The following is a 14,781-nucleotide window of genomic DNA, read 5'->3' on the forward strand; positions in this document are numbered from 1 at the left end:
ATGTCTCGCTATTTCATCGATCGACCCATCTTTGCGTGGGTCATCGCCATGGTGCTCATGCTGGCGGGCGTCATCGCGATCCGCAGCCTGCCCGTCGCGCAATTCCCCGAAATCGCGCCCCCCGCGGTGGCGATCACCGCCACCTATCCCGGTGCCGATGCGGAAACGCTTGAGCGCACGACGACGCAGATCATCGAGCAGCAGCTCAAGGGCATCGACAACCTGCGCTATTTCTCGTCCTCGTCCTCCTCGGCGGGGACGGTGACGATCACGCTCACCTTCGAACAGGGCACCGATCCGGACATCGCCCAGGTCCAGGTGCAGAACAAGCTGCAGGCCGCCACCCCGCTGCTGCCGCAGGAAGTGCAGCGCCAGGGTATCCAGGTGACCAAGTCCGCCGCCAGCTTTCTGCTGGTCGTCGGCCTCGTTTCGACTGATGGCTCGCACACCAACACCGACCTGTCGGACATGGTCGTGTCGAAGTTCCAGGATCCGGTCAGCCGCGTCTCGGGCGTCGGCGAATTGCAGGTGTTCGGCGCGCAATATGCGATGCGCATCTGGCTCGATCCGGTAAAGCTCAACAGCTATCAGCTGACCATCGGCGATGTTTCGGCGGCAGTGCAGGCGCAGAACGCCCAGGTGTCCGCCGGTCAGATCGGCGCGCAGCCGGCGCCCAAGGAGCAGATGCTCAACGCGACCGTCTCGGTACAGTCGCGGTTGCAGACGCCCGAGCAGTTCGGCAACATCCGCCTGAAGACGACCACCAGCGGCGCGGTCGTGCGATTGAACGATGTCGCGCGCGTCGAGCTCGGCGCCGAGAACTACGGCTTCGACGTCCAGTACAACGGCAAGCCCGCTTCCGGCTTCGGCGTCCGCCTGGCCGCCGGTGCCAATGCGCTCGACACGGTCGAATTGGTCAAGCAGCGTGCGCAGGAGATCGGCAAGACGCTGCCGTCCGACGTCAAGGTCATCTATCCGTATGACACGACGCCGTTCGTCCGCCTGTCGGTCGAGCAGGTGATCCACACGCTGATCGAGGCGGTGGTGCTCGTCTTCCTCGTCATGTTCCTTTTCCTGCAGAACTGGCGGGCGACGATCATCCCGACCATCGCGGTCCCGGTCGTGCTGCTCGGCACGTTCGGCGTGATGGCGATGGCCGGCTTCACCATCAACACGCTGACGCTGTTCGGCATGGTGCTGGCGATCGGCCTGTTGGTCGACGATGCGATCGTGGTGGTCGAGAACGTCGAGCGCCTGATCGTCACCGAGCATCTCAGCCCCAAGGAAGCGGCGCGCAAGTCGATGGACGAGATCAGCGGCGCGCTGGTCGGCATCGGTCTGGTGCTGTCTGCGGTGTTCCTGCCGATGGCGTTCTTCGGCGGATCGACCGGCGTCATCTATCGCCAGTTCTCCATCACGATCGTTTCGGCGATGGTACTGTCGGTCATGGTCGCGTTGATCCTGACTCCGGCGCTGTGCGCGACGATCCTGAAGCGGCACGATCCTGCCAAGCGGGAGGGCAACGGCCTGTTCGCGCGCTTCTTCCGCTGGTTCAACGACAAGTTCGACACCGCGCAGAACAAATATGAGGGCGGGGTGAAGCGGACGGCGCGCAGCTGGAAGCGCTCGCTGCTCGTCTACGTGCTGATCGTTGCGGGCATGGTGTTCGTGTTCACGCGCCTGCCGTCGGGCTTCCTGCCCGACGAGGACCAGGGCACCGTGCTGGCGCTCGTCCAGGGTCCGGCCGGCGCGACCAGCGCGCGCACCGACAAGGGCCTGACCCTCGTCCGCGACCATTTCCTGAAGCAGGAAAGCGCCAACGTCGCGGGCGTGTTCACGATCAACGGCTTCAGCTTCGCAGGCCAGGGCCAGAATGCCGGCCTGGTCTTCGTCAACCTCAAGCCCTGGGAGGATCGTGGCGGTGCCGAGAACAAGGCGCAGGCGATCGTCGGGCGTGCGATGGGGGCGTTCAGCCAGTATAAGGACGGCATGATCTTCGCGCTGGTGCCGCCCGCCGTGCAGGAACTGGGCAACGCGACCGGCTTCGATGCGCAGCTGGTCGACACCGGCAGCATCGGTCACGAAAAGCTGCTCCAGGCACGCAACATGATGCTCGGCATGGCGGCGCAGAACCCCAATCTGGCGCAGGTCCGCCCGCTTAGCCTGGACGACGCGCCGCAGCTGAAGGTGAAGGTCGACGAGGACAAGGCGCGCGCACTCGGCCTCGACCTGTCGGATGTCAATTCGACCATCTCGACCGCCTGGGGCGGCAGCTACATCAACGACTTCATCGACCGTGGCCGCGTCAAGCGCGTCTATATGCAGGCGGACGCCCCGTACCGCCTGGCGCCCGATGACGTCGGCGACCTGTACGTGCGCAGCAGCAGCGGCCAGATGGCGCCGTTCACCGCATTCTCGACCTTGGAATGGGCGAATGCGCCGGTGCAGCTGACCCGCTACAATGGCCAGCCCGCGATGCAGATCCAGGGGTCTCCGGGGCCTGGGCAGAGCACCGGCGCGGCGATGACGGCGATGGAGGAGATCCATGACAAGCTGCCGCCGGGCACCGCGCTGGAATGGACCGGCCTGTCGTTCGAAGAGCGGCTGTCGGGCGGTCAGGCGCCGGCGTTGTACGGCCTGTCGCTGCTGATCGTATTCCTCTGCCTCGCCGCGTTGTACGAGAGCTGGTCGGTGCCGATCTCGGTGCTGCTGGTCGTGCCGCTCGGCGTGCTCGGCGCGGTACTCGCGGCGTGGATGACGGGCCTCAACAACGACATCTACCTGCAGGTCGGCCTGATCACGACGATCGGCGTGTCGGCGAAGAACGCGATCCTGATCGTGGAATTTGCCGAGGAGCGGATCAACGAAGGCATGAAGCCTTTCGATGCCGCGGTGCAGGCGGCCAAGCTGCGCCTGCGTCCGATCCTGATGACCAGTCTCGCGTTCATCTTCGGCGTGATGCCGCTGGCGATCTCGACCGGAGCGGGCGCGGGTGGCCAGAATGCGATCGGTCGTGCGGTGGTCGGCGGCATGCTGTCGGCAACGGTGCTCGCGATCTTCTTCGTGCCGATGTTCTTCGTCGTCGTGCTGCGGCTGTTCGGCCACGGCGGCGAGGCGAAGCCGGCGGGCGAGGATCGTCCGCACGACGATGACGACGGCGGCGACGATCGGCGGCGACATGATGACGGCGAGCACGGGTCACGTCCCGCGCCGCAGGGAGCCTGAGTGGTGATGAACAGCAAGTGTGTCCTGGGTCTGCTCGCGGCGACCGCGCTCGCCGGGTGTAACCTGGCGCCCAAATATGTGCGACCGGTCGGCGCGGTACCCGCGGCGCTGCCGCAGGGCGGCGTCTATCCGGCGGCGGCCACCGATGCGCCGGACGTCACCAAGATCGGCTGGCGGACGTTCTTCACCGACGATCGGCTGAGCAAGACGATCGTGCTGGGGCTTGAGAACAACCGCGACCTGCGCCTTGCCGCGGCGAACGTGTTGCAGGCCCGCGCCCAATATCGGGTGCAGCGTGCGGACCTGGTGCCGTCAACGACCGTCTCGGGATCGGGAACCTATACCAACAATATCCAGGGCGCCGCAGGTGCACTGGGCGGGGCGGCCGGCGGCGGCACCAGCGGCGGTACGGGCACGGGCACGGGCGCAGGAACGGGCGGCGGTACCGGCACCGGTGCCGGCGTCGGCGGTGCGTCGTCCAACCTCGAATTCTATTCGGTCAATGCCGGCTTTTCGGCGTTCGAACTCGACTTGTTCGGCCGCGTACGCAACCTCAACCGCGCCGCGCTCGAACAATATTTCGCGACCGAGGAGGCGCAGCGCTCGACGCGGATCAGCCTGATCGCGGAGATTGCGACGGCGTGGCTGACGCTGGCGTCCGATCAGGACCAGTTGCGCATTTCGCAGGATTCGCTGAAGTCGTTCGAGCAGACGCTGGAATTGACCCGTGCGCAATTCCGCATCGGAGTCGCCTCAGAACTGGAGGCGCGGCAGGCGGAAACCACCTATCAATCCGCACGCAACGACATCGCCGTCCTGAAGACGCGGGTGGCACAGGACAAGAATGCGCTCGACCTGCTCGTCGGTGCATCGGTCACGTCCGATCTGCTACCGCAGGGGCTGGGCAATGGCGATGCGGCGTTGCAGGTGCTGCCCGCCGGGGTTGCTTCCGATGTGCTGTTACGCCGGCCGGACGTGTTGCAGGCCGAGCATCAGCTCATCGCGCAGAACGCCAACATCGGCGCGGCGCGGGCGGCGATGTTCCCGCGCATTTCGCTGACCGCGACGCTGGGCACGATCAGCACCGCGCTCAGCGGTCTGTTCGCGGGTGGCAGCTTCACCTACACCGGATCGCCATCGGTTTCGCTACCCCTGTTCGACGGCGGCCGCCTGCGCGGCAACCTCGATTCGGCACGCGCGCAGCAGCAGGGGGCGGTCGCGACCTATGAAAAGACGGTGCAGACCGCCTTTCGCGAGGTCGCCGATGCGCTGGCGCAGCGCGGCACCATCGATGAACAGATCGCCGCGCAGACGGCACGGGCGAATGCCGCCAATGTCGCGTTCCGGATTTCGGACGCGCGCTATCGTGCCGGCGTCGATTCCTTCCTGACCACGCTGGATTCGCAACGCAATCTGTACACGGCGCAGCAGCAATTGGTGACGACCCGGCTGTCGCGCGGCAGCAATCTCGTCGAATTGTACCGGTCGCTGGGTGGCGGGCTGGACTGAGCCTGTACCGCCCCGGCCTTGGCCGGGGCGGGCATCGCGTCAGGCGGCCTGCGCACTCCAGGTGCGGATCGGCGCGAGGCTGTCGAGAAACTGCGCCGCGCTGTTCGCCCAGGTGAAGCGCGCGGCGTAAGCGGCACAGGTGGCGCGATCGAGGGTCAACGCCCGGCGGATCGCGCCATCCAGATCGCGGTCGATCGCGCCGACCGTCGCGTCGAGGACATCGACCGGTCCCGGCGCGGGCAGCGCCGCTACCGGGGTGCCACAGGCAAGCGCCTCGATCATCACGAGCCCGAACGTATCGGTGAGGCTGGGAAAGACCAGCACGTCGGCGCTGCGATAGGCGGCCGCGAGCGCGTCGCCGAACTTGGGCCCGAGGAAATGCGCCTCCGGATAGCGCGCGGCAAGCCATGCGCGCGCCGGGCCATCGCCGACGACGACCTTGGTGCCGGCGGTACCGGCCGCCAGAAAGGCTTCGATGTTCTTCTCCACCGCGACGCGACCGACGTAGAGCAGGATGGGGCCAGCAAGCGCCTTGATCGTCTGGTCGGCAGGGCCGTCGGTGGAGAAGGTGGCAAGATCGACGCCGCGTCCCCAACGGCGCAGCCGGGCGAGACCATGCCCGCGCAGCACGGTGTCGACCGAGGGCGTCGAGGTGAGGATCGCCTCCGCGGGCGTGTGAAACCAGCGGATGTAGCGCCAGATCCATTCCGCATTCACGCCCGTGCGCGCGGCGACGTAATCGGGAAATTGCGTATGATACGCGGTGGTGAAGCGCATCCGTTCCGCCAGGCACCAACGGCGCGCGGCAAGTCCCAGCGGCCCTTCGGTGGCGATGTGGATCGCTTCGGCGCCAAAGGCGGCGATCAGCCGGCCGATGGTGCTGCGCCTTGCCAGCGCCAGGCGAATTTCCGGATAGCTGGGACAGGGCAGGCTGGCGAAGCGATCGGGCGAGACGACCAGCAATTCATGCCCCTGCGCTTCCAGCTCGCGCTTGATCGAGGTGAGCGTGCGGACGACGCCATTGACCTGCGGTGCCCAGGCGTCGGTGACGAGCGCGATCCGCATCAGGCGGCGATCGCGGCGGCGCGCTCGGTCGTTTCGCGCTTGGCGATCTCGTCCGCCCAGTGGAGCAATTCCATGCGACCGTCGAAATGCTCGACCAGCGCGGTGCAGCCCTCCACCCAATCGCCATCGTTGTAATAGGCGACGTCGCCGATCTGGCGGATCTCGGCGGTGTGGATATGTCCGCACACCACGCCGTCGACGCCGCGCGACCCGGCGGCATGGGCGACTACCTCTTCGAAGTGCGAGATGAAAGCGACCGCGTTCTTGACCTTGGCCTTGGCGTGCTTCGACAGCGACCAATAAGGCATGCCCAGCCGGCGGCGCGCGACGTTCAGCCACTGGTTGACCACCATCAGCGCGGTGTAGGCGTTGTCGCCGATGAACGCGACCCAGCGGTGGGCGAGCGTGATCGCGTCGAATTCGTCGCCGTGCAGGACCAGCAGGCGACGGCCGTCGGCGGTGATATGGATCGCCTTGCGCCGGACCTTCACCCCGCCGAAGTCCATGCCGGCGAACTGACGGAACATCTCGTCATGGTTGCCGGGGATATAGGTGACGCGGGTACCACGCTTCGCGCGCTTCATGATCCGCCAGACGACGTCGTTGTGCGCCGCCGGCCAGTAGAAGCGCTTTTTGAGCCGCCAGCCGTCGATCATGTCGCCGACCAGATAGAGCTGTTCGCTGTCGACATGGTCGAGGAAGTCGATGAGCATTTCGGCATTGCAGCCGCGGGTGCCGAGATGGACGTCGGAAATCCAGATCGTCCGGAAGCGGCGGCGGGCGCTGTCGGTCCGTTCCGGCGCCATCGGCCGCTGGGGAACGAAGGCGAGGATGTCAGCGGTCAGGTCGCCCATGCAATCGGTGGTGGTCATATCGGCCCCCCGGAACGCGCTGTTCCTGGGAAAGCCTATGCCCGCGGCATGTTACGGCGCGGTCACGAACGCGTGACGGATGTGTTGCGGTCGACGATCCCGCGATCCCGCATCGGCAGGATCGTGGTCGGGATCACCCCATCGTGGTTCGCAACACCGTCAGCAGGATCCAGTACAGCGTGCCGGCCAGCAGCATCGCCGCGGGCAGGGTCATTACCCACGCGAGCGCCATGTTGCGGATGGTGCGCCACTGCAGGCCTGCGCCGTTCGCTACGGACGCCCCGGCGACGCCGGACGACAGGATGTGCGTCGTCGACACCGGCATGCCGAAGCGTTCGGCGAGCAGGATCGTCGCGGCGGTCATCAACTCGGCCGACATGCCCATGCCATAGGTGAGATGCGTCTTGCCGATCCGTTCGCCGACGGTGACGACGATGCGCCGCCAGCCGACCATCGTGCCGAGGCCGAGCGCGATCGCCACCGTGACCTTCACCCACAACGGGATGTAGCGCGTGCCCTGTTCCAATGCGCGGCCATAGCCTTTGATGCCCTGGATTTCCTGTGCGGTGAAACGGGCCTGCGCGCCTTCGTCGGCGACGACCATCTTGCTGGCATCGAGGACGAGGTACATGTCGCCGCGCAGATTGGGCGTGGCGGCGGCGGGGACCTTGCCGAGCGAGCCGTAGCTGGCAAGCCGGTCGCCGACGTCGCGCGACAGCGACGACAGCGCGCCGTACATCGCCTGCGTATCGACGCGGCGGGCGGCGAGACCCTGCGTCACCGTCGCGCGGGCAACGTCGATCGAGGTCGGCTCCGGCCCCGGCTGGCGGGCGAAGATGACCTCCGCCGCGCGCGCCTGCTGGACGAACGCCGGCGTGGCGCTTTCCGGCACTGTACGGTTGAGCGCATAGGCGGTGGGGGCGCAGCCGATCAGGATGAGCATGATGAGGCCCATGCCCTTCTGTCCGTCGTTGCCGCCGTGCGCGAAGCTGACCGCGGTGCAGGTGAGGATCAGCGTCGCGCGGATGCCCTTGGGCGGCGGCGCGTTGGTGTCGGGTGCCCGGTATAGCTTGGGATCGCGCAGGAAGCGCTTCATGACGAGCAGCAGCAGCAGCGCACCGCCGAAGCCGATCAGCGGGCTGACCATCAGCGCCGACAGCACCTTTTCCGCCTGATGCCAGTCGACGCCCGATGTGCCGCCGGTGTTCGACAGCATCTGGTTGGCGACGCCGACGCCGAGGATCGACCCGATCAGCGCGTGGCTGGAGGAATTGGGTAGGCCGACATACCAGGTCGCCAGGTTCCACAGCACGGCGGCCAGCAGCAGGGCGAAGATCATCGCGAATCCGCCTGCCGATCCGATGTGCAGGATCAGTTCGACCGGCAGCAGCGTGATGATAGAATAGGCGACCGCGCCTGAGGACAGCAGCACGCCGAGGAAGTTGAAGAAGCCGGACCACACCACGGCCAGCGGCGCGGGCATGGCATGCGTATAGATCACCGTGGCGACCGCGTTCGCAGTGTCGTGGAAGCCGTTGACGAATTCGAACCCCAGCGCGATCAGCAGTGCGAGGCCGAGGAACAGGAATACGCCGGTCGCGAGCGTTTCGCCCACCTCTGCGGTATCGGCGATAATGCTGACGCCGGCATAGCCGAGCGCACCGACCAGCACGGCGAGGAAGATCCAGCGTCCCGCAGGATGCAGGTGTCCATCGAGCCGCGGGCCGTGGGCAGCCGGGGCGGGAGATGCTGCGGAGACCATGGTAGCCATATCATCGCCGGTGGACCCGCAATGTGACGAGTTCGTGACAGCAGAGGCTTATCGTGGATCAAGAGCCATCGGGCATCGTCTGGAACCGATCGCCCGTACCGCGATCCGTATGTTTGCGCGGCCGGTCGTCCCGGGAAGACGGCGAGGGGGGCTCGCCAGAGCGGTGGTCGCTTATGCCGTGCCCATCACCTGTACGGCGAACCGCTCCATCTCTTCCTCTTGCGGGCTCATCTGAAGCAGCAACAGGTCGAGGCCGGCGGCTTCGTATTCTGCAATGCGCTCCTTCAGCTGTTCGGGCGTGCCGACCAGATTTGGCCGCAAACCGCGGTTGGATACGGAATATTCCTGGATCTTCAGCTCGCGTTCCAGCTGGGTGCCGGATAGCCATTGGTCGAAATTGGCATAGCCCGCGGGCAGGTCGCTGATCGTGGTGATGCGCGCCAGTTCGCGCTTCGCCTCTGCCTCGGTGTCGCGGACGATGGCATAGGCGGCCATGCCATAGCGCATCGGCGCGCCGCCCGTCGCCTCGCGCCGGGCGGCCATGTCGGCGATCTTGGGCGCGATCGCCTCGACCGGATCGCCGTGCATGACATAGGCGTCGCATTGCGCCGCGATCATCGCTTTGGCCTTCTCGCTCTCACCGCCGGCGTAGACGGTGGGGCGTTTGGCCGGCTTGGGCGAGCAGATCGCGTCCTCGGTGCGATAGAATTGCCCCGTGAAGCTGAAGCGATCCTGCGTCCACAGGCCATCGATCACCGTCAGCCATTCCTCGGTTCGTGCATAGCGGTCGTCATGCCGGTCGAATTGCAGGCCATATTGCCTCGCCTCGTCCGCCCACCACGACGAGACGACGTTGAGCGCCAGCCGGCCGCCGGAAATGCGGTCGATGTTCGCCGCCGCCTTGGCAAACAGGGCGGGGTGGTGAAAATTCGGACGTACCGCGACCATCAGTTCGATCCGCTCGGTGACCGCGGCGAGCGCTGCGGCGGTCGACCATGCATCGAGCGCGGGTTGTTCGATTCCCTTGATATCGTTGAGGTTCAATTCGGCGATCAGGCTCAGGTCATAGCCCCACCGCTCGGCATTCTGTGTCAGCCGCCTGGCATAATCCCAGCTTGCCTCCATCCCTTCGTCGGGCACGTTGCGCAGCCAGCCGCCGAACACCGGCATCCAGTAACCGTAACGCATCAGGTGCCTTTCGTCCGGGTGAGCAGATAGTCGACCAGCGCGTCGTGCGGGTCGTAGCCCAGCACCTCGTGTGGCCTGGCAACGAAGTTCGACAAGGCGTTGATATCGTAGAAGCGGGCAGTGCCGTCACGATCGTCGATCATCACCTCGACCCCGCCGACGTCGAGGTCGATCGCGCGGGCGATGCGCTCCGCCCCGTCGATCAGATGGGCGGCGGGCGTCACCGCGGTCATCGCGATACCACTGCCCGGCACGATGCAGGCATCGGCCGGGCACAGATTGAACGCGCCACCACCCGCCACGTCGATGGCATAGAGGAACCGGCGGTCGAGCGTCTCGATGCGGGTGATGATGCCGTCGCGGGCGGGAACATAGTCCTGCACCAGCAGCACTCCGTCGATACTGGCCGGCAGGTCGCCATCGGCCACGGCGGCGCGCAATGCATCCATCGAATCGAAGCGGACGATGCCCGCGCCCGAACCGCCGATGTTCGCCTTGACCACCAGCGGGAATCCGATCTGGCCTGCCGCTGCGGCGACGTCGGCGGCGCGGTGGACGACGCGGGTCGCCGGGATGTCGAGGCCCAGGCTGGCGATCAGCGACAATTGCCGCGCCTTCGACGAATCGATCGCCAGCACCTCCGGGCCATTGACGATCGAGGCACCGGACCGGCGCCAATGGTCGAGCAGCGCGGCGGCGTGAAAAATCGGGTGTTCGCCGGATCGCAGGAAGCTCGACATGGCGATGCGGTTGAAGACCAGCGGTGCCGGCGGGTGGCGATCTGCGGGGTTCCAGTCGCCATCGGGCGTGAGCGCCGAATAGGCGATGCCGCGGCGGTCCAGCGCGGCGAACAGCGGGACGAACCACGCGGGGTGTTCGTAAAGGATGGCGAGATCGATCATGTCCGCAGGGACTTAGCCGATCGTGACGGCATGCGGGAGGGGGACGTGCTTTGTCGCCGTCGGGTGCGACACAGGTCGATGACATGGCGACTGAGCGCGGCTAACACGGCCGCGTGACCGCCATTCGCCGCCTGTCGCTGCAGCATCGCACGCTGGCCCTGTGGCTGGCGCTGGTGGTGCTGGCGGTGAAGCTGCTGGTGCCGGCCGGCTTCATGGTGGGCGTGGTCGACGGCCGCGTCAGCCTGCAGATATGCAGCGGTTTCGGTCCGGTCACTGCGGCGCCGATGCCGCATCACGCGATGGCGCCCGCTGCCATGCCGGACCATATGAGCGGCGCCCATGGCAAGGCGGACGGGCATCCCGCCGCCGACATGCCCTGTCCGTTCACCGCGCTGGCGCATGGCGTTGCCATGCCGGTCGATGCGGTGCTGCTCGCGGTCGCGCTGGCGTTCGTCCTCGCGCTCGGCTTCGCTGCCGTACGGCGGGTTATGCCGCGAACCCGGCCGTTCCTGCGGCCATTTTTGCGTGGACCACCGTTCTCCGCCTGATCCGCCCAACACGACATTGACGGCGCCGTTTGCGACCTCGCAGACGTGCGCCTGGATCGGGACATTTGCATGACCTATTTCAAGACCGTGGCAGCGGCAGGCATGATGCTTGCCGTCTGCACGACGGCGGCGGCGCAGACCGCCACCCACGATCGCGACCACGATCAACGCGACACCAGCTTTTCGGTCGGCGACATCGTCGTCACCGCACGCGACATGGCACAATCGACCAGCAACGTGCTGACCTCTGTCGACCGGCTCGGCGGCGACATCGCCCAGCGGCAAAGCGTCGACAATTCCTGGGAATTGTTCGCGCGCCTGCCCGGCGTGTCGCTGACCGACTTCAATCAGGGGACGACATCGGGACGCTTCTCGATCCGCGGCTTCAATGGGGAGGGTGAGATCAATGCGGTCAAGCTGTTGATCGATGGCATTCCCAGCAACGCAAACGACGGCGGCATGGCGTTCATCGATGCGGTAATGCCGCTCGACATCGCGCAGGTCGAGCTGGTGCGGGGCACCTCCGATCCGCGTTATGGTCTGCATGCGATCGCCGGCAGCGCCAACATCGCCACGCGGATCGGCGGCGATTACCTCGACGCGCGGCTGTTGGCGGGTGCATTCGGCACCGCCGAGGGACAGGTATCCGCCGGGGTGGAGACGGGCCGGTTCAGCCAGAATTACTTCGTCGGTTACCGCCGCAGCGACGGTTTTCGCGACCATGCCGATCTCGATCGCATCAGCCTGGCGGGCAAGTGGTTCTATGATTGGGGATCGGTGCGGCTTGGAGGGATCGCTCGCTATGCACAGGCGGAGGCGGAGGAGCCGGGTTATCTGACGGACGTCGACGCCTATCGCGACCGTCGGCGATCCTATGCCATTTCCGCGAGCGACGGCGGTCGACGTAGGCTCGGCCAATATAGTCTGCACCTCGATGCCGACCTTACCGAGGATCTGGCCTTGAGTGCGAAGGGCTATGCCAATGGCATGAACGATGACCGTTACGTCCGGTTTTCCGCCACCGTCGCCCAGCAACGGCGGCTGACGCGCGAGGACCAATATGGCGTGATGGCCACGCTGCATTACCACCCCAGGGTCGCGTTCCTGCATCGCCTGATGCTGGAGGCGGGCGGTGACGTGCAGGTGCAGGACAACGCCAGTCTGCGCTGGCTGACTGCCGATCGCCGGATCACCAGCCAGACCCGCGATCAGGCATTCGGCCTGACCGTGGCGGGGGGGTATGCGCAGGCGGTCGTCGAGCCGACCGGATGGCTGAGCATCACGCCGGCCTGGCGTATCGACACCGTCTCGGGAACGCTGCGCAACCGGCTGAACGGCCAGCGCTATCCGATCAACGCTTACGGTACGATCAACCAGCCCAAGGTTAGCGTGGCGATCACGCCGGTGCCGGGCCTCACCGTCTATGGGAATTATGGGCGGACCTTCCAGATCGGCGTTGGCGCTGGCGCCTACAAAGTGCCGCCGCGGACTACCGACCTCGATCCGTCGATCAACGAAGGATGGGAGGCTGGCGTCAAGTTCGCGCGCGGTCGCTGGCTGGAATCGCGCGTCGCTTTCTGGACGCAGACCGCCAGTGGCGAGATCAAGCGGCGTCTCAACGATCCCTCCGGTGACAGCGACAATCTGGGCGCGACGCGGCGGTCGGGACTGGACGTGCAGGTCAGCCTGCGACCGGCGCGGGCGGTCAACCTGTGGGGCGCCTACGCGTATCAGCGCGCACGGATCGTCACGCCCGATCCGGCGACCCCGTCGCAGGCCGGCAACTGGGTCGACCATGTGCCCCGCAACCTGTTTTCAGGCGGGCTCGACGTGGTGCCGGCCGAACGGTGGCGGGTGTCGCTATGGGGCAACGGCCAGTCGCGCTACGAACTGACGCCGGCGAACACACTGCCGCGCTACGGCGCTTATGTGGTCGCGACGGGCGAGGTGGCGTGGCGGGTGTTGCCGACGCTGGAAGTGGCGGCGCAACTGAAGAACATCGGCAACCGCCGCTACGAATATGTCTGGTTCGACGGCAGCCAGGTGCTGCATTCGCCAGCCGACGGACGTGCTTTGTACGGCAGCGTGCGGCTGACGCTGTGACGACGCCGGCGCAGCGGATACGCGTCATGGTGCGGCGCATGCACCTGTGGCTGGGGCTGGGCGTCGGCCTGCTGTTCGCCGTCACCGGGCTGACCGGCAGCATCCTCGTCTTCTACCCGACGATCGATGAGGCCTTGCACCCCGGCCTTGCCCGCGTCGCGACCGGCGGACGACCGCCGTCATGGCAGGCGGTCTATGATGCCCTGCGCCGCGACAATCCGACCCGCGGGGGCGCGTGGCGGATCGAGGTGACGCCAGGCGGCGGACCGATCCCGATCCGGTATTACCACCCGGCCGAAACGCGGGCGCGGGACTTCGCGCCGCTGATGCTGTGGCTCGATCCGGTCAGCCTCCAAGCCGTCCGTCGCGGTTATTGGGGCGATTACTGGACGACGTGGATCTATGACCTGCATTACCGGCTGCTGATGCAGAAGCCCGGCGCCATCGCGATGGGGATCGCCGGCATCGTGATGGCCGCCATGCTGGTCAGCGGGCTGTGGGCATGGTGGCCACGTACCGGCGGCTGGCGGCGATCGCTCGCCTGGAAACGGGCGGCATCGCGATCGCGCCGGCTGTACGACCTTCACAAATGGACCGGCATCGGCGGGGCGATCGTGCTGATCGTGTTAACGGTGACCGGCGTGCTGCTGGACCTGCCCGATCAGGTCCGGCCGATCGTCCCGCGCGCGTCGCCGCTGTTCGCCACGCCGGTCCTGACAAGCGCGCCCCGGCCGGGCGGTATGCTGGCCCTGGATGGTCTGGTAGCGCGGGCGCAGGCGGTTTTGCCGGGATCATCGCTCGCCTGGATCGAAACGCCCGCCGACGCACACGGGGTGGTACGGATCAACCTGGCGGCGCCCGGCGAGCCGAGCCGGCGCTTTCCCCGCAGCAACGTCTGGCTCGACCCCTATGACGGCCGCGTGCTGGCGGTGCGCGACGCGCGGCGGGACAGCGGCGGCGATACCCTGCTGACCTGGCTGCACCCCCTGCACGATGGCGAGGCGTTCGGCTTGGCCGGGCGGTGGCTGGTGTTCGTGTCGGGACTGCTGCCCGCGCTACTGTTCGCCACCGGCCTGTGGCGATGGTGGGGGCGGCGGCGAACCCGCCAATCATAAAAAAAGGCCGCCCGGCAGAAATCGGGCGGCCCGTTTAGTGCGATCCGGCGTGTTACAGTCCGATGCGGACACCCGCTTAATAACGGCGGCCAAGCGCGTCATACGTGCCTGCATCCGTCTGGATGGGCACTTGCCCGCCCGAAGCGATCGCCACCAGGTCGGAGTTGAGCGGGAACGACTCGATGACCGTCTGAACCTTGGTCTTGACGTAATTGCCGTCCAGCCAGAGGTTGGCGGCATCGGACACTTCGACGTTCGCACGACCGGCCGCGACGTAGCGCTCGACCGGCACGGCGAGATAGCGGAAGTCGCAACGGTCGAAGCCGCCGCAGCTCACGCCAGTGCAATTGACCAGCGAGCCGGTGTTGTCGCTGAACGTCTGATCGCCTGTGTAGATACGGCCGCCGGGTGCGAAGCCCGACAGGACTTGAACAGGTCCTCGTCGCGACAACCCCCGCGGTAGCGCTCGAATTTGACAGCATG

At 66.6% G+C, this 14,781-nt stretch carries 11 protein-coding genes; 5 read left to right on the plus strand and 6 right to left on the minus strand.

The features are described 5' to 3' along the window. Positions 1-3,225: an efflux RND transporter permease subunit gene (locus tag GTH33_RS08795; protein WP_163958094.1), complete on the plus strand. Its 3,225-nt coding sequence runs from the start codon at positions 1-3 to the stop codon at positions 3,223-3,225. Between the two features lie 6 nt (positions 3,226-3,231). Next, a complete protein-coding gene (locus tag GTH33_RS08800; protein ID WP_208404192.1) occupies positions 3,232-4,734 on the plus strand; it encodes an efflux transporter outer membrane subunit in 1,503 nt (500 codons plus the stop codon). Positions 4,735-4,773: 39 nt separating this feature from the next. Here GTH33_RS08800 and GTH33_RS08805 read toward each other — a convergent pair whose 3' ends face one another. From GTH33_RS08805 to GTH33_RS08825, 5 genes are all read right to left on the minus strand, one after another. After that, on the minus strand, positions 4,774-5,799 hold the full coding sequence (locus GTH33_RS08805) for a glycosyltransferase family 4 protein (protein WP_163958096.1): 1,026 nt from the start codon (positions 5,797-5,799) through the stop codon (positions 4,774-4,776). Next, the gene (locus GTH33_RS08810) at positions 5,799-6,653 is read right to left on the minus strand and encodes a UDP-2,3-diacylglucosamine diphosphatase (protein WP_163959787.1); all 855 of its coding nucleotides are present in this window, start codon (positions 6,651-6,653) and stop codon (positions 5,799-5,801) included. Before GTH33_RS08810 ends, GTH33_RS08805 begins: the two co-directional genes overlap by 1 nt. A 151-nt stretch (positions 6,654-6,804) precedes the next feature. After that, complete coding sequence (locus GTH33_RS08815; protein ID WP_163958097.1) at positions 6,805-8,442, minus strand: inorganic phosphate transporter; 1,638 nt, start codon at positions 8,440-8,442, stop codon at positions 6,805-6,807. Positions 8,443-8,613: 171 nt separating this feature from the next. Then, the gene (locus GTH33_RS08820) at positions 8,614-9,630 is read right to left on the minus strand and encodes an LLM class flavin-dependent oxidoreductase (protein ID WP_163958098.1); all 1,017 of its coding nucleotides are present in this window, start codon (positions 9,628-9,630) and stop codon (positions 8,614-8,616) included. Continuing rightward, the gene (locus GTH33_RS08825; RefSeq protein WP_163958099.1) at positions 9,630-10,532 is read right to left on the minus strand and encodes an ATP-grasp domain-containing protein; all 903 of its coding nucleotides are present in this window, start codon (positions 10,530-10,532) and stop codon (positions 9,630-9,632) included. Before GTH33_RS08825 ends, GTH33_RS08820 begins: the two co-directional genes overlap by 1 nt. A gap of 113 nt (positions 10,533-10,645) precedes the next feature. On the opposite strand from GTH33_RS08825, the gene GTH33_RS08830 reads away from it, so the two are divergent. The 3 genes from GTH33_RS08830 (at position 10,646) to GTH33_RS08840 (ending at position 14,298) form a co-directional block, all read left to right on the plus strand. Beyond that, entirely contained in the window at positions 10,646-11,080 is a 435-nt protein-coding gene (locus GTH33_RS08830; protein ID WP_163958100.1) for a DUF2946 family protein, read from the plus strand. A gap of 69 nt (positions 11,081-11,149) precedes the next feature. Beyond that, complete coding sequence (locus tag GTH33_RS08835) at positions 11,150-13,183, plus strand: TonB-dependent receptor (RefSeq protein WP_243848433.1); 2,034 nt, start codon at positions 11,150-11,152, stop codon at positions 13,181-13,183. A 26-nt stretch (positions 13,184-13,209) separates the two neighbouring features. Further along, the gene (locus GTH33_RS08840) at positions 13,210-14,298 is read left to right on the plus strand and encodes a PepSY-associated TM helix domain-containing protein (RefSeq protein ID WP_163958101.1); all 1,089 of its coding nucleotides are present in this window, start codon (positions 13,210-13,212) and stop codon (positions 14,296-14,298) included. A 76-nt stretch (positions 14,299-14,374) separates the two neighbouring features. Here GTH33_RS08840 and GTH33_RS08845 read toward each other — a convergent pair whose 3' ends face one another. After that, positions 14,375-14,749, minus strand: coding sequence for a hypothetical protein (locus GTH33_RS08845; RefSeq protein WP_163958102.1), 375 nt, complete (start codon positions 14,747-14,749; stop codon positions 14,375-14,377). Positions 14,750-14,781 lie beyond the last annotated feature (32 nt).

The organism is Sphingomonas insulae (assembly GCF_010450875.1).
GTDB lineage: Bacteria > Pseudomonadota > Alphaproteobacteria > Sphingomonadales > Sphingomonadaceae > Sphingomonas > Sphingomonas insulae.